The 15,398-nt window shown below is 66.8% G+C and carries 15 protein-coding genes; 4 read left to right on the top strand and 11 right to left on the bottom strand.

Going from position 1 to position 15,398, the window contains the following annotated elements; translation table 11 throughout:
* The first annotated feature begins 12 nt into the window (after positions 1 to 12).
* Complete coding sequence (locus tag C6A86_RS09500; RefSeq protein WP_105364903.1) at positions 13 to 2,301, top strand: carbon starvation CstA family protein; 2,289 nt, start codon at positions 13 to 15, stop codon at positions 2,299 to 2,301.
* On the top strand, positions 2,247 to 2,438 hold the full coding sequence (locus tag C6A86_RS09495) for a YbdD/YjiX family protein (RefSeq protein WP_105364904.1): 192 nt from the start codon (positions 2,247 to 2,249) through the stop codon (positions 2,436 to 2,438). The genes C6A86_RS09500 and C6A86_RS09495 overlap by 55 nt, the downstream gene beginning before the upstream one ends.
* Here the strand turns inward: C6A86_RS09495 and C6A86_RS09490 are convergent.
* The 3 genes from C6A86_RS09490 to C6A86_RS09480 are packed head-to-tail and all read right to left on the bottom strand — an operon-like array spanning position 2,435 to position 5,572.
* Entirely contained in the window at positions 2,435 to 3,655 is a 1,221-nt protein-coding gene (locus tag C6A86_RS09490) for a cytochrome P450 (protein WP_105364905.1), read from the bottom strand. The genes C6A86_RS09495 and C6A86_RS09490 overlap by 4 nt on opposite strands.
* Before the next feature lie 25 nt (positions 3,656 to 3,680).
* Positions 3,681 to 4,529: an SDR family oxidoreductase gene (locus C6A86_RS09485; RefSeq protein ID WP_105364906.1), complete on the bottom strand. Its 849-nt coding sequence runs from the start codon at positions 4,527 to 4,529 to the stop codon at positions 3,681 to 3,683.
* Positions 4,526 to 5,572 carry an LLM class F420-dependent oxidoreductase gene (locus C6A86_RS09480; RefSeq protein WP_105364907.1) on the bottom strand — a complete coding sequence of 349 codons (1,047 nt, stop codon included), beginning with the start codon at positions 5,570 to 5,572 and terminating at the stop codon, positions 4,526 to 4,528. The genes C6A86_RS09485 and C6A86_RS09480 overlap by 4 nt, the downstream gene beginning before the upstream one ends.
* 72 nt (positions 5,573 to 5,644) lie before the next feature.
* Between C6A86_RS09480 and C6A86_RS09475 the strand changes: the two genes are divergently transcribed.
* Complete coding sequence (locus tag C6A86_RS09475) at positions 5,645 to 7,141, top strand: acyl-CoA carboxylase subunit beta (protein ID WP_105364908.1); 1,497 nt, start codon at positions 5,645 to 5,647, stop codon at positions 7,139 to 7,141.
* 54 nt (positions 7,142 to 7,195) lie between these two features.
* On the opposite strand, the gene C6A86_RS09470 is transcribed toward C6A86_RS09475, so the two are convergent.
* From C6A86_RS09470 to C6A86_RS09455, 4 genes are all read right to left on the bottom strand, one after another.
* Complete coding sequence (locus C6A86_RS09470; RefSeq protein WP_105364909.1) at positions 7,196 to 8,053, bottom strand: type IV toxin-antitoxin system AbiEi family antitoxin domain-containing protein; 858 nt, start codon at positions 8,051 to 8,053, stop codon at positions 7,196 to 7,198.
* 90 nt (positions 8,054 to 8,143) lie between these two features.
* Positions 8,144 to 9,193 (bottom strand): TIGR03857 family LLM class F420-dependent oxidoreductase, encoded by a 1,050-nt coding sequence (locus tag C6A86_RS09465; protein ID WP_105364929.1) that lies wholly within the window; start codon positions 9,191 to 9,193, stop codon positions 8,144 to 8,146.
* Positions 9,190 to 9,561 carry a nuclear transport factor 2 family protein gene (locus tag C6A86_RS09460; protein WP_105364910.1) on the bottom strand — a complete coding sequence of 124 codons (372 nt, stop codon included), beginning with the start codon at positions 9,559 to 9,561 and terminating at the stop codon, positions 9,190 to 9,192. Before C6A86_RS09460 ends, C6A86_RS09465 begins: the two co-directional genes overlap by 4 nt.
* On the bottom strand, positions 9,558 to 10,625 hold the full coding sequence (locus C6A86_RS09455; RefSeq protein WP_105364911.1) for a phosphotransferase: 1,068 nt from the start codon (positions 10,623 to 10,625) through the stop codon (positions 9,558 to 9,560). Before C6A86_RS09455 ends, C6A86_RS09460 begins: the two co-directional genes overlap by 4 nt.
* A 66-nt stretch (positions 10,626 to 10,691) precedes the next feature.
* Here C6A86_RS09455 and C6A86_RS09450 point away from each other — a divergent pair, with 66 nt between their 5' ends.
* Positions 10,692 to 11,291 (top strand): TetR/AcrR family transcriptional regulator, encoded by a 600-nt coding sequence (locus C6A86_RS09450; RefSeq protein WP_105364912.1) that lies wholly within the window; start codon positions 10,692 to 10,694, stop codon positions 11,289 to 11,291.
* Here the strand turns inward: C6A86_RS09450 and C6A86_RS09445 are convergent.
* Genes C6A86_RS09445 through C6A86_RS09430 form a run of 4 tightly spaced genes read right to left on the bottom strand, consistent with a single transcriptional unit; the run spans position 11,288 to position 15,398 of the window.
* On the bottom strand, positions 11,288 to 12,364 hold the full coding sequence (locus C6A86_RS09445; RefSeq protein WP_105364913.1) for a PHB depolymerase family esterase: 1,077 nt from the start codon (positions 12,362 to 12,364) through the stop codon (positions 11,288 to 11,290). The genes C6A86_RS09450 and C6A86_RS09445 overlap by 4 nt on opposite strands.
* Complete coding sequence (locus C6A86_RS09440; RefSeq protein WP_105364914.1) at positions 12,357 to 13,967, bottom strand: NAD(P)/FAD-dependent oxidoreductase; 1,611 nt, start codon at positions 13,965 to 13,967, stop codon at positions 12,357 to 12,359. The genes C6A86_RS09445 and C6A86_RS09440 overlap by 8 nt, the downstream gene beginning before the upstream one ends.
* Positions 13,954 to 14,961: an NAD-dependent epimerase/dehydratase family protein gene (locus C6A86_RS09435; RefSeq protein ID WP_233213142.1), complete on the bottom strand. Its 1,008-nt coding sequence runs from the start codon at positions 14,959 to 14,961 to the stop codon at positions 13,954 to 13,956. Before C6A86_RS09435 ends, C6A86_RS09440 begins: the two co-directional genes overlap by 14 nt.
* Before the next feature lie 2 nt (positions 14,962 to 14,963).
* Positions 14,964 to 15,398, bottom strand: a complete 435-nt coding sequence (locus C6A86_RS09430) for a nuclear transport factor 2 family protein (RefSeq protein WP_105364915.1) — start codon at positions 15,396 to 15,398, stop codon at positions 14,964 to 14,966.

Below are 15,398 nucleotides of genomic sequence, written 5' to 3'. Positions count from 1 at the left end.
AAGGATCAACACATGGCTTCACCACGCGCACCGGAGCGCCTCGAAGAACATGACGGCGATATCACCTACATCCGCACCGACAAGGATCTGCCGCCGGTAGCGATCGTCGACCGGTCCCCCATCACCGCAAAGCACCGCATCATCTTCGGGCTGGTGGCCGTGCTGGGCGCCGTGGCGTGGGCGATCATCGCGTTCTTCCGCGGCGAGACCATCAACGCGGTCTGGTTCGTCATCGCCGCGATCTGCACCTATGTCATCGGCTTCCGGTTCTACGCCCGCCTGATCGAGATGAAGATCGTCAAGCCGCGCGATGAGGTCGCCACCCCGGCCGAGGTGTTCGAGAACGGCACCGACTACATGCCGACGGACCGGCGGGTGCTCTTCGGACACCACTTCGCTGCCATCGCCGGGGCAGGCCCACTGGTGGGACCCGTGCTCGCCATGCAGATGGGTTACCTGCCCGGCACCATCTGGATCATCATCGGCGCGTTGGTCGCCGGCTGCGTCCAGGACTACCTGGTGCTGTCGATCTCGGTGCGCAGACGCGGACGGTCGCTGGGCCAGATGGCCAAGGACGAACTCGGTGTGGTCGGCGGTGCCGCGGCGATCATCGGCGTGCTGGTCATCATGGTGATCCTGCTCGCGGTGCTGGCCCTGGTCGTGGTCAACGCACTGGCCGAGAGCCCGTGGGGCGTGTTCTCCATCGCGATGACGATTCCGATCGCCATCTTCATGGGTTTCTACCTGCGCTTCCTGCGGCCCGGCCGGGTCTCGGAGGTGTCGCTGATCGGTGTGGTGCTGCTGTTGCTGGCCGTGGTGTCCGGCGGCTGGGTTGCCGAAACTCAATGGGGCGCCGACTGGTTCACGCTGTCGAAGGTGGCCTTGTCGTGGTGCATCATCATCTACGGCCTGGCCGCATCGGTGCTGCCGGTCTGGCTGCTGCTGGCTCCGCGGGACTATCTGTCGACGTTCATGAAGGTCGGCACCATCGCGCTCCTGGCCGTCGGCATCCTGATCGCCCGGCCGGTCATGGAGGCCCCGGCGATATCGTCGTTTGCCACCAGCGGCACCGGGCCCGTGTTCGCCGGTTCGCTGTTCCCCTTCCTGTTCATCACCATCGCCTGCGGTGCGCTCTCGGGCTTCCACGCGCTGATCTCCTCGGGCACCACGCCCAAGCTGCTGGAGAAGGAAAGCCAGATGCGGCTGATCGGCTACGGCGGCATGCTGACCGAGTCGTTCGTGGCGATCATGGCGCTGATCACCGCCGCCATCCTCAATCAGCACCTGTACTTCGTGATGAACGCGCCGTCCGCATCCACCGGCACCACCGCGCAGACAGCCGCCGATTACGTCAACGGGCTCGGGCTGTCCGGGCCGGACATCACCGCCGAGGAGATCACCGGGGCGGCGGCGGGCGTCGGTGAGGAATCGATCGTGTCCCGTACCGGCGGGGCTCCGACCCTGGCCTTCGGGATGTCCGAGGTGCTGCATCAGGTCTTCGGCGGCGAGAGCCTCAAGGCGTTCTGGTATCACTTCGCGATCATGTTCGAGGCTCTGTTCATCCTCACCACCGTCGACGCGGGCACCCGGGTGGCACGCTTCATGCTCTCCGATGCCCTCGGCAACCTCGGCGGGCCGCTGAAGAAGCTGCAGAACCCGAGCTGGCGGGTCGGCGCCTGGATCTGCAGCATCGTCGTGGTGCTCGCCTGGGGCGGCATCCTGCTGATGGGTGTGACCGATCCGCTGGGCGGCATCAACACCCTCTTCCCGCTGTTCGGTATCGCCAACCAGTTGCTGGCGGCGATCGCGCTGACCGTCGTCACGGTGGTGATCATCAAACGCGGATTGCTGAAATGGGCTTGGATACCCGGAGTCCCGCTGGCATGGGATCTCGTGGTGACGATGACGGCGTCGTGGCAGAAGATCTTCTCCGGCGACCCGCGGGTCGGCTACTGGACGCAGCACTTCCAGTACCGCGACGCCAAGGATGCGGGCATGTCGACGTTCGGGGCGGCGAAGAACCCCGATCAGATCGACGCCGTCATCCGCAACACCTTCATCCAGGGCACCCTGTCGATCGTGTTCGCGGTACTGGTGGTCATCGTGGTCACCGCCGGGGTCATGATGGCGCTCAAGGCCATCCGTGGCACCGGCCGACCGCTCACCGAGGACGAAGCGGTGCCATCGCGGATCTTCGCGCCGTCCGGACTGATTCCCACCGCTGCCGAGAAGGAGGTGCAGAAACAATGGGACGCGCTGCCGACATCATCGGCCAGATCGGTTGGTACTGGTCATCATTGATGGGTGACAACCATTATCGTCGCTACGTCGAGCACCTCGCCCGCGTGCATCCCGGCTCGCCGGTTCCCACCGAGCGGGAGTACTGGCGGATGCGACACGCCGCGACCGACGCCAATCCGCAGTCGCGCTGCTGCTAGCTCACCCGGTACCGGATCGGCAGGTGCTTGAGCCCGCCCACGAAGGTGGTCGCGATATGGGCGGGGGTGCCGGTCAGTTCGACCGATTCCAGGCGCGGTAGCAGCGCGGAGAAGAAGCTGTTGACCTCGAGGCGGGCCAGCGCCGCACCCAGACAGAAGTGCACACCGTACCCGAAGGCGATGTGCTTGTTGGGGTCCCGGCCGATATCGAACCGGAACGGCTCGTCGAACACCTCGTCATCGCGGTTGGCCGACACATAGGACAACAGCACCGAATCTCCTGCCGCGATCCGGACGCCGCGAATCTCATAGTCCCGCTGAGCCGTTCGCATGAACTCCTTGACCGGCGTCGTCCAGCGGACCATCTCCTCGACCGCGAGCGGCATGAGGCCGGGGTTGTCGCGCAGCCTGGCCAGTTGGCCCGGATGCTCGATCAGTGCGTGCATGCCGCCGGAGATGCTCGCGCTGGACGTGTCATGCCCGGCGGCGGCCAGAATTGCGTAGTACGAGACGGTTTCGATATCCGAGAGTGGCTCGCCGTTGATCGTCGCGTTGGCGATGGTGGACGCCAGGTCATCGGTCGGGTGCTCGCGGCGCTTCGCGGTGAGCTCGGTGAAGTACTGGAACATCTCCAGCAACGCCATCATCTGCTCGTCTTTACCCTTGCCGCGCTGGAGCTCCTCGTCATCGCTGCCGAACAGTTCCTGGGTCCAGCGCAGCATCGAGCTGAAATCCGCTTCGGGCGCCCCGAGCAGCGTCATGATCATGTACAGCGGATAGTTGACCGCCACCTCTTGCACGAAGTCGCATTCCGGGCCCTCGGCCGCCATCTTGTCGACGAACTGCACGGCCAGTTCGTCGGCGCGCTCCTTGAGCGCCCGCATCGCCTTGGGCCGGAACCAGTTCGCACCGATCGCCCGGAAGTCCCGGTGCTGCGGGTCGTCCATGTGGATCAGCGTCTTGATGCCGACGGCCGCCTGTTGCTCATCACCTTCTCTGGTGATCAGCACCGGCCGCGGAGAGTTGGTGAACACGTCGTTGGCGCGCTCGATCTCCATGATGTCGGCATGCTTGGTGATCGCCCAGAACGGCGCGTAGTCCGGGACCTCGACCCACGACACCGGCGCGTGCGCGCGCAGGTGGGTCAGCGCGGCGTGTAGTCCGGCCTCGTCGGCGTAGGCCTTCGGGTCCGCGAGAACCTTTGCGGCGTCGTCCATCGTCGGAATGCTCACCGTCTGCCCCTTACTGTCCAGTGCCCACGACGCCGAGTGCGTCCTCGGCGCGCCGCTCATACCCCGACCGCGCGGCGGCGTCGAATTCCAGGAACACCTTGTCGGTGCCGAAACGACGGCCCACCCAGCGCCTCCCGCGGGGGCCGAGCAGACCGACCGGACCGAGCACGAACCGGATGCCGGCGGGCACCGTCACGTGTGTTCGGGGTCTGTCGAGCGCCTTTACGATCGCGGCGGCGATCGCCGCGGGTTCCACGGGCTTGTTCGACCTGGTCTGCGCGGTACCGGAGATCAGCTCGGTGCGGGTGAACGGCGGCATCACCACACTGACCTGCACCCCGCGGGCGGCGAACTCGTCGGCCAGCGCGCTCGACAGGCTGATCACCGCGGATTTCGTTCCGGCATAGACGGTCTGGCCCGGTACCGGCATCAAACCGGCCAGCGACGCGACGTTGATGATGTGGCCCGATCCGTGTTCGATCATCTCGGGAAGCACCAGCTGACAACCGGTGACCACGCCGTAGAAGTTGACCTCGATGGCCGATCGCAGCGCCTGCTCGCTCTGTTCGAGAAATCCGCCGATCGGCATCACCCCGGCATTGTTGATCAGCACGTCGATATGACCGCCGCCGCGGGCCTCGTCCAGAAAAGCGGCGAACGAGTCCCGGTCGGCGACATCGAGCGGATATCCGCGCACGCGGCCACCGAGACTGCTCACGGCGGTCTCCAGCACGGCGACGTCACGATCGCCGATCACCACCCGCGCGCCGCGATCCAGCAGGGCACGGGCCGTCGCGTACCCGATACCGCGCGCCGCGCCGGTGATGACGATCGTCTTGCCGGCGATTCTGTCGGTCATGATTCTCTCTCCGCCAACGACTTTCGGACATCACCGAGGACCACCGCAATCGCGGCCTCCGACATCCCCACCGGGAATCCGGGCAGCACGCGGTCGATCGCACCTGCGCACCTGCGCACCAGGGCGTCCGCCACGTCGGGCAGTTCTGCGACGACGGCGAACGCGGCCAGCACGTCGTCGTCGATCAGGGTCGCCATGGTGTCCCACTCCCCCAGCCGGGACAGGCGATGCAACTCGGTGTGCAGGTCGCCCCAGCCGTGCAGCTCGAGCACCGTGCGGTAGGCCGGCGTCGAACCGTAGAACGCAAGCTGCTTGCGGTGCGCGGCCGCCGACGCCTCGAACTGTTCGGCATTCTCACCGGTCACCACGAACACCGGGCAGGACAGCTCGAAGTCGTCCCGGGACCGGCCCGCCGCATCCAGACCCGTCTGCAGCGCGGGCGCGGTCACCTCGTCGAGGTAGCGGCGGGTGGTGAAGGCATGCGCGATCAGGCCGTCGGCGACCTCACCGGCGGTCCGGGTCATCAGGTCACCGACCGCGGCGATGAAGATCTTCGGCACCCCGTGCGGCTGCGGCTCGGGGGTGAACATCGGCGTCATCAGTGTGTGCGTGTAGAACTCGCCCTCAAAGCTCAGGCGTGTGCCGTGCTGCCACGTCGCCCAGATGGCGTGGACCGCGGCGACGAATTCCCGCATCCGGCGGGCCGGATGACTCCACGGCATCCCGTAGCGCCGCTCGATGTGCGGCTGCACCTGGGTGCCGAGACCCAGGATGAACCGCCCTTGCGAGTAGGTGTTCAGGTCCCAACCGAGGTTCGCGATCAGCATCGGGTTACGCGCGAAGGCCACCGCGATACTGGTTCCCAGTTGCAGCCTGCAGGTGTGCTCGGCGGCCAGTAGCAGTGGCAGGAACGGGTCGTGGGCGATCTCGCCGGTCCAGCAGCCGTCATAGCCCTGCTTCTCGATATCCCGGGCCCGCGCGGGAACGTCTGCGAGGTCGCTCGGGATACCACGATCGATGCTCAGCCGGGCGATATTACCCATGCCGGGGACGCTACAGTAAGCAATTCGGTATGGTCAACGGACCACGACGGTCAGCGAGAACAGGACCCCTGTATGACGAACGCCTCCGACTGGCAGGACACGCTCGACGATCTCGAGCGCCGTCGTGAGCACGCCCTGGCGATGGGCGGGCCGGAACGCGTCGCCAGACATCACGCCAAGGGCAAGCTCGACGTGCGCGCCCGTCTCGACCGACTGCTGGACGCCGGTACTTTCCGCGAGTTCGGCAGCTTCGCCGGCGGCGAGATCGCCGCCGACGGCATCGTCACCGGGTCCGGCCTGATCAACGGTGCACCGGTGATGGTGGGCGCCGAGGACTTCACCACCCTGGCCGGTTCCATCGGCTCCACCGGCAACGCCAAGCGTTACCGGCTCGCCGAACTCGCGGTGCGCGACAAGATTCCGTTGGTCATGCTGCTCGAGGGCGCCGGTTTCCGGCCCACCGGCGCACACTACGGCCGCACCCCCACCGATCTCATCGCCCAGGCCCAGTGCTCGGGCCGGGTGCCGACGGTCGCCGCGGTGCTGGGCCCCTCGGCCGGGCACGGCGCGCTGGTCGCACCGGTGAGCGATTTCCGGATCATGAGCAGTCAGGGCGCCATCTTCACCGCCGGGCCACCGGTCGTGAAGGAGTCCACCGGAGAGGACATCACCAAGGAGGATCTCGGCGGACCGGGCGTCGCGCTGCACAGCGGCGTGATCCACAACCACGCCGACACCGACGAAGCCGTCATCGACGACATCCGCCGCTACCTGTCCTACTTCCCGTCCAGCGCCTGGTCCTATCCCGAGCAGCTGCCCCATGACGAGGAGTCCGAACCGCGGCCCACCCCGGAACTGCTCGACATCATTTCCCGCGACAACCGCCGCGTCTACAACATGCGCTCGGTGCTCGACATCGTGTTCGACAACACCGACTGGTTCGAGGTGCAACCGCAGTTCGGCAAGGCCATCATCTGCGCGCTCGCCCACCTGGGTGGACATCCGGTCGCCGTGGTCGCCAACCAACCCAACGTGTTGGCCGGCTCCATCGATGCCGACGCCGCCGACAAGGCAGCGCATTTCATCTTGGTGGCCGACTCCTTCCACCTGCCGATCGTGTTCCTGGCCGACAATCCGGGCATGCTGCCGGGCAGTCGTTCGGAGCGCACCGGTGTGTTGCGGGCCGGTGCCCGGATGTTCGCGGCACAGACGGCGGCGACCACGCTCAAGCTGCATGTGACGCTGCGCAAGGCGTACGGCTTCGGCTCGATGGTGATGTCGCTCTTGGGATTCGACAATCAAGAGGCGACTTTCGCCTTCCCCGGCGCCACGATGGGCGCGATGAGCGCGGCCGCGTTGTCGCGGGCCTCGCATGCCGAGGCGGACCTGTCCGCGCAGCTGCGCGAGGCCGAGCTGTCCGCGTCGTTCCGGTCCGCGGATCACCTCGGCTTCGACGAACTGATCGACCCGCGCGAGACCCGCGACCAGTTGCTCGACGCGCTGCGCCGAGGCTTGCGGGCCCGCCAGGCCGCCGCCGAGCCGGTGCAGCGCACGGTCATCCTCCCCTAGCCCCTGCGATTTGTGGAGTTCTCGTCGGATTGGTTCCGACGAGAACTCCACAAATCACCGCGCGAGTGCGTGTGCGATCTGCCCAATGACGCGATCGGGATACTCGGTGAGATCCAGCCACGTGAATCGAAGGACCTGGAAGCCGGCCAGAATCAGAGCATTCTGGCGCACTCGGTCGTGATTGAAAACGTCGGCGTCACTGTGGAATGCCCAACCATCGACTTCCAGGATCAGTTTCGCATCGGGAAACGCGTAGTCAACCTTGTAACCGGCCACCCGGTGGTTGGCCTTCCACCCGGTGATACCAGCCTGGCGAAGGAGCGTCGCGAGCAGGCGTTCCGCCGCGGATCGGGTACCGTCCTCCGCAGCCCTCAGCAAGCGTCGCGCGGCCGGTGCACCGTGGCGGCCCTTGTTGTTGAGGTGGGCCTTCCACAGCGCGGGTAGGTAGACGTGGCGTTGCAGGGCAGAGTCCATCAGCTTGGCACCCCCACCGCGACGAACGGCGGCTTCGACGACCGTCAGCGGCAGCGCCGTCACGCGCAGACCGTCCCGTTCGACCACCTCTGCGGGATCGAGATCACGCCGGCGCAGCCTTGTCCCGGGCTGTTGCTGCAGACGGCGGTCCCTCGGCACCGTCACCTCGACGAGTTCCGGCGGGTACTGCGTGAGTTGTTGCCACCATGCCGCGGCCATCCCGCTGGCAGCGGCTTGGTCTCCGTACGCCCACACCCCCGCGCGCATCCGGGCGTTCTCGGTGAATTGGCGGTCATCGGCGAAGTAGACCCCGCGGGAGCAGCGTCGCCACTGACCGGTGTGTACCCGGTAGTCCACGTCGTCCTGGCTCAGCCCGGCCCGTCGGGCCTGAGCGAGAGTGATGACACCATCGTGGTCGCGCAGCAGGTCGGCCAGCATACTGATTTGGACGCAGCGCACCGCCAAACGGTTCCATCATCGCGATTTGAGGAGTTTCAACCGGAATGATTCCGGTTGAAACTCCTCAAATCACTGGGGTGCGGTCGCGCGGTACTCGACGACCACGGGTTCGAGCTCGTCGGGGGTCGCGCCGTGCATGATGACCGCGTCCGCACCGTAGTCGAATTCCTTGCGGATCCGGTCGACGCACTGCTGCGCGGAGCCGGTCGCCGACGGTTCCAGCCACTCGTCGGGAATGAGCGTGGCGATATGCTCGATCTGCTCGGCGGTGCCCTTGTGGTCGATACCGCCACCGATGGACTGCACCACGGTGTCGTCGCGGAAGCGTTGCAGCACAGCAGGATCCCAGCCGTTGGTGTTGACCAGCAGATCGCCGTATCCCTGCAGGTAGGTCGCCAGCCGCGCGACGGTCTTCTTCAACCGCAGCTCCTCGGGCAGGTGATCGCCGACGGTGGCGAAGCAGGACCACACCCGCACCTCGTCGGGATTGCGGCCGGCCTGTTCGGCGGCCTCCTTCACCGTCTTCACCGCGCGCTGCAACGTCTCCGGGGTGAAGTAGGTGTGCAGGATGACATCGTCGAACTCGCGGCCCCCGAGCGCCAGCGTCTGCGGACCGAAGGCCACGATCGCCAGCCGGATGTCCTCGTTGAAATCGGGGTCCAGGAAGAGCAGCTGGTACTTACCGATCGGGCCGTCGTGGTCGAAGATCAGCTCGCCGTGCCACAGCCGGCGCATCACCTGCGCGAAGTCCTCCATCTGCGCCGTCGTCACCGCCGGCACACCGAAGGCCCCATACATCGCCGCGATCCCCCGGCCGAGCCCGAGCGTGAAGCGGCCACCGGACAACCGGTGCATGGTGGTGGCCCACGACCCGGTGATCAGCGGATGGCGGGTGTTGTGATTGGTTGCGGCGGTGGCGATCTGCATCCGATCGGTCACGGCCAGAGCCGCGCCGGTGAGCGACGACGCCTCCTTGACGTTCCAGCGCTCAGAGATGAATCCGGTGCCGAAGCCGAGTTCCTCGCCGCGCCGGGCCTCGTCCATGAGCGTGGCGGGACCTTCACCGCCCGCACCCGCCAGCAGGTAGTAGCCCAGCTCATCGAGCACACGATTCGTCACGCCCACACTCCTTGTTTGTAGCCACAGTTCCAGACCTCGGTGATCCGCCCGTCGATCACCCGGAAGATCTCCATGCTGCCGATGGTCGTCTCGGTGCCGTCCGTGAGCGTCATCGGCGACTGGTACACAATCGCCACGTGTTCGCCGTCATCCCCGGCAACGACCAGGTTGAGGTCGAACCGGATGCGCTCGAACATCGCCCAATGGTCCACCACCCGGTTGACCGCCTCGGCATGGGTGAGCACCTTCACCTCGCCGACGTCGTGGCGGGTGACGGTGTCCCCCAACAGTTCGTCGGCCAGCGCGAAATCACGCTCGTTCCACACCACCAGGTTGTACTGCTCCACGACCTCACGGGCTGTTCTCACAGGACGAACTCCTCCAGCGCCGCGATCTCGTCGATGGCGGCCACCGCCCGGTCGATCAGGGTGACGCAGAGTTGTCGCGATCGTTCGGGCACCACATCCCAGGTGAGCAGCGCGACCACCGGCATGAACAGCAGCAGCGCCACCCCGAAACGGTAGTCCCGCCAGGCTTCGTCGAACCCGTAGTCGGTGATCCCGCGGCTCTCCAGCGCGGCGACGTACTCGCGAACCAGGACTTCGTCCTTGCCCCGGCGTACTGACGTGGGCAGTCCCTGACTCACCAGGTAGGCGATATCGGCGGCGCCCCCGCCGCGCACCGACAGCTGGAAGTCGACGATCTTGAGCTCGTCGCCGCGGAAGAACAAGTTGTCCGCGCGGATGTCGCCGTGCAGCAACATCATCCGCTGTGACAGCGCATCCAGTGCCTGCGGCGCCAGCTCGGCGAACCGTTCGGCGAAGCGCGCCACCGCGGGCGGTACCGGCTGGCTCGTCTTCTCCATGTAGAGCTGCCAGCCGGGGGTGAACGCCGGCAGGAACAGGTCGCGGGTCAGCGGGTTGTCGATGTTCGGAAAGTCCTGCAGGCCATCGGCGTGCGGGTTCCGCACCGACCAGGCATGCAGATCGGCCAGCGCGCCGATACACAACTCGGCGCGTTCGATCGACAACCCGGCCAGGTGGTCGGCGTTGTCCCAGTCGCACAGATCCTCCAGCACCAGGACGAAGGTGTCCCCGTCGATACGGGCGATATGGCAGCCGGGCGTGGCGATCGGGGCCGCGGGTGCGATGTGCCGGTAGAACGCCAGCTCCCTGCGGTATCCGCCGAGCAGTTCCATCCCTCCGCGTGCTTCGGAATCTGCGGGCAGCTTCACGATCACCGACGCGGGCAGGCCCGTATCACCGGTCAGCATCAGGCGATACAGCCGCGCGGAGAACCCGGTGTCCTGCGCGATTCGGTGCGCCCGCACCGAGGTGACGGTCGCGGATCCAGGCAACGCATCGGTGAGCCACCGCGCGGTCACCTCCTCGATGGCCGACGGGACCACGACGGGTCCAGCGGGTGATGTCATCGGCGACCTCCGCAGAAATTTGACGCTGAACAACTAAGTTAGTTGTCGGGCGTCTAATATGCAAGGGTGTCCGAGCGCCTCACCCAGCACCAGCGTGTGGAACAGTCCTCGCGCCGGCTGTTGCAGGCCGCCGCCGAGTTGATCGTCGAAAAGGGCTGGGAGGCAACGACAGCAGCCGAGATTGGGCGGCGCGCCGGCTACAGCAGGGCCATGGTGCACGCCCGCTACGGCAGCAAGGACGCCATCCTGGAGGCGTTTCAGCAGGTCTATGTGGCACGGTTGAATCCCGATCCCGAACCGGATTCCACCGGACTGCAACAGGTGTTCGCTCACTTCGACCGGGTGCAGGAGATCCACGCGGAGGACGCCTCGGTGACCAAGGCGATGTTCGTCTCTGCCTTCGAGGCCGTGAACACCAGCTCACCGCTGCGCGAGGGGGTGCGCGCGCAGCTCAGTGCGGCGGCGCAGAAGGTGGCGGCCGGGGTGCGCACCGGGATCGCCGACGGGTCGCTGCGCCCGGACATCGACGCCGACGCCGCGGTCCGCGATATCACCGGCTCGATTTTCGGGATCGCCTTCCAGTGGGTGGTGTTACCCGAGGAACACGACCTCGATCACGAGATCACCTGCGTTCGGGCACGCATCATCTCGACCTACGGCAGCTAAGCCAGCAGGAACCGCTCGGTCGCTGTCTGCACACCCCCGGAGAACAGCTGCCCGACATGGCTTCCGTCATGCCAATGCAGCTCACCGCCCCAGCGCTCGTGCATCGCCAGCGCCGAACTGCGCATCGCCATCTGATCGTGCCAGGCCCCCACGATCAACCGCCGGTCGGTGACCGGCGCGGTCGCCAGCGGATCGATCACCGAGGTCATGGCCGACACGGTGTCCGACAGCAACTGCTCGCCGGCGCTGCGGCCGGGCCGGCCCCAACGACCCAGATGCAATCCGATCATCGCGTTGAGCCCGAGGATCGGGGTGTACAACGCCACCGCATCGACGCGGGCGTCCAGGTGGGACACCAGCGCGGCGACCGCGCTGCCCAGCGACAACCCGGACACCGTCACCGATTCCGAATCGGTTGCCAGCCATCCGATCAGCGCCCGCACCTCGGACACCACCCGCATCGTCCCTGCCACGTTGGCCAACGGGTCCCGCGCCGGATACTCGGGCCATTCCCGCCGCCGCGCACCGTGCCCGGGCTGCACCGGCAGCGCCACGTTGAAACCCAACGCATCCAGCCTGCGCACCCGCGCCACCATCAGATCCATCGGATCGCCCTGTCCGGCACCGTGGATCCAGACCACCCAGGGACGCTGTTCGCCACGCCGGTACAACCGCACCCGCGCCGTCGCCACCCCGCCGTGCCCATCGGCCAGCAGCGACTGCGGCAGTGCGGGCGTGTGTTCGAAGCACAGTTCCTCGAACTGCAGCGCCCCGAAGGTCCGCGGCTCGATGCCCGCCACCTGTAGCGGCTCCGGCTCGCGATGCGCCCCGTCGATCCCCAGCGCCCCGAGCTCGTCGGCGGCATCGCCGTAGGCCGCCAGGGGACGCGGCAGCTGTGGAGGCGGGCCGGTCAACGTCATCCCGGTCACCACCAGCTCATCGAGTGCGACCTCGCCGAGTTGCCGTAACCCCCTTCGCGACAACCCATTCCAGTCACCGGACCCGTTCAGCGCGCCGACCGACCGCGGCAGCACCCCGCCGAGCTCCCATGCGATCTGAATGGCTCTACGCAAGGGTGAACCCTCGATAGCCGCCGGCCGCGATCTCGTCGCAGCGCCGTCGGTACTCCGGGATGCCCGCGGTATAGCCCATGTACATCCGCTTCTTGCCGGGCACGTTGGCGCCGTTGTACCAGGAGTTGCACGACGGGTGCACCAGCACCGTCGCCGCCACCAGCGAGGTGGCGTGCTCGATCCATTCGCGCTGCGCGTCGGACTGTGCGTCGATGGTCCGGTAGCCATGTTCGCGCAGATGGCCGATGCAGTCCGCGATCCACTCGATGTGCTGTTCCATGGCCGCGACGAAATTCGTTGCCGCCGAGGGACTCCCCGGCCCCTGCACGGTGAACAGATTGGGGAACCCGGCCACGGCCAGACCGAGATAGGACAGTGGCCCTTCCTCGGCCCAGTAGTCACCGAGCAGCGCGCCGTCACGGCCGCGTACCTTCATCTTGCTCAGCGCGCCGGTCATGGCGTCGAACCCGGTGGCGTAGATGATGACGTCCAGATCGATATCGCGCTCTTGTGTGCAGATGCCGTCCGCGGTCACCGAGCGGATCGGGTTCGCACGCAGGTCCACCAGCGTCACATTGGCGCGGTTGAAGGTCTCGTAGTAACCCTGATCGATGATCGGGCGCTTGCAGGCGAACGGGTGGGTGGGCACCAGGGCGGCGGCGGTGCCGGGATCGGTCACGATGCGCGCGATCGCCTCGCCGTACAGCGCGGTGGCCATCCGGTTGGCTTCGATATCGAAGAAGACGTCGCCCCAGTTCAGCGCGCCCATCACACCGCGTTCTTCGATAGCACGCAGCTGCTCCTCACGGGTCGCCGACGTGATCGGCGGGCTGGCCAGCATGTCCAGCAGCACCGAGAACGCGGAAAGCCGGGCCGCACCGACCGGGTGTTCCCGTTGGGCCGCTCGGATGTTCGCATAGTCGGCCTTCAGGTCATCCAGTTCACCCTTGGCGAAGGCGCGCACGGTCCAGGGCAGCGTGAAGGCCGGCGAGCGCTGAAGGACGACGAGCTCGCCGGCCTGCCGCGCGACCACCGGGATCAGCTGCACGCCGGTCGATCCGGTGCCGATGACACCGACCCGCTTGCCGGTCAGATCGACGGGCTCGGCCGGCCATCGGCTGGTGAACAGCGATTCGCCGGTGAAGGAAGCGATCCCGGGGATGTCCGGTTCCAGCGGGACCGACAGAATGCCCGTTGCGGCCACCACGAACTGCGCCTCGTACGGTTCGCCCCCGGACACGTCCAGCCGCCAGACCGCGTCGTCCTCATCGAAGGTCATGCCGAGCACCTCGGTCCCGAAGCAGATGTCGCGACGCAGGTCGAGCCTGTCGGCGACGAAATTGAGATAGGCCTCGATCTCCGGCTGGGCCGGCATGGATTCGGTCCACACCCACTCCTGCTGAATCTCCTCGGAGAAACTGTAGGAGTACTCGATGCTCTCGATGTCGCAGCGGGCACCCGGGTAGCGGTTGACCAGCCAGGTGCCGCCCACCGCATCGGCCTTTTCCAGAACCGTTACCCGCAGGCCAAGTTCGCGCAGTGTGTGCAGTGCGTACAGCCCGGAGAACCCGGCGCCGACAACGATGACGTCATAGCCGCGCATGGTGGCGCTCCACGTAGAACTCGGCGGCCCGGGCAATGGCTTCGGTCGCCGGCCGTGGCTGCCAGCCGAGCTCGCGGGTCGCCTTCGAATGATCCAGCGGCGAGGTGTGGTCCAGCAGCCGCACCGAGGTGAGCGTCACGGGTGTGTCGCGGCGCAGCACCCTGCCGAGCAGCTCACCGGCGGCTCCGACCGCGTAGAGCAACTGCACCGGCAGCCCGATGTGCGGCGCGCGCGCACCTACGGCGTGTGCCGCGGTCGAGAACAACTCGCGCTGACTGATATAGCGCTCGGAGACGATGTAGCGCTGCCCCACCGTGCCGTGTTCGGCGGCCAGCACCAATGCCTCGGCGGCGTCCTCGACGCCGACGACCTCCGAGCCGACGCCGTTGACGTAGACCGGCACCCGCCCCAACGCCGCGGCCGCGATCATCGCGCCGTGCGGGGTGGGCTGCCAGTCGCGCGGACCGTAGGTGTTGGACACGCACATCGCGACGGCGGGCAGTCCCCGCTCGCGGGCATAACCCAGCACCAGATCCTCGGCCTGACGCCGTGATTCGACATACGGGCCACCGAGGCCCGGCCAGTTGAACGGGTCGTCCTCGGTGGCCGCCCGGCCGTCGTTCCCGACGGCCACCGCACCGATGGTGCTGGTGAAGACGAATTTGGGCAACCCTGACGCGACCGCGATGTCCAGCACACCGCGCAGCCCCTCCACATTGGTGCGGAACAGCGGGGCCGGATCGCGAAGCCAGGCCCGGGTGTCCACCACGCAGTAGAACACCGCGTCGCAGCCGTGCATCGCGATGTGGACCGCCTCGGTGTCGAAGATGTCGCCGTAGTGGCGGTCGACGTCGAGATCCTCGATGGCTCGTGTGGAACTACTGTCCCGCAACAGCACCCGCACGCGATCGCCGCGTTCCACGAGCTTGCGGGTGACATGGGAGCCCAGAAAACCGCTGGCACCCATCACCAGCACGGTGCGCTGTTCGGTCACCGCTACTTCGCCTGGGTGAAACGCAGGATGGTCCTGGTCAGGTGCAGGCTGGTGATCACCCAGCCACCGTCGCGTTTCTCGTAGGTCTCGTGGTAGTGCCCGGCACCGAAAAGCTCACCGCCATCGGCAAACAACAGCAGATCCTCCATCGCCCAGATGGCCGACGCGGTGGTATCCGAGGTGAGGTCGATCTCCGGGGTATGCACGTGGTGCTTGGTCTGCGCGTGCTCGACTCCGCCCAGCACCACCGGCACGAACTCGTCGAGTCCGTTCAGATCGGGTGCGGTCTGACCGTCGGCGCCACCGGTGGAGATCGCCATGTCCAGCTTCACCACGACATCGGGCGCGAACAACGCCTTCCACGCCTCGTAATCCTTGGTGTCCAGGAACCGGCAGTACCGTGCCTTGAGTTGGCGGATCGCCTCGTAGTCGTCCAT

The sequence above is a fragment of the Mycobacterium sp. ITM-2016-00316 genome (assembly GCF_002968335.2).
In the GTDB taxonomy this organism is placed as follows: domain Bacteria; phylum Actinomycetota; class Actinomycetes; order Mycobacteriales; family Mycobacteriaceae; genus Mycobacterium.
The sequence above is the reverse complement of the archived record's forward strand: the minus strand, read 5'-3'. Positions and strand labels throughout refer to the sequence as shown.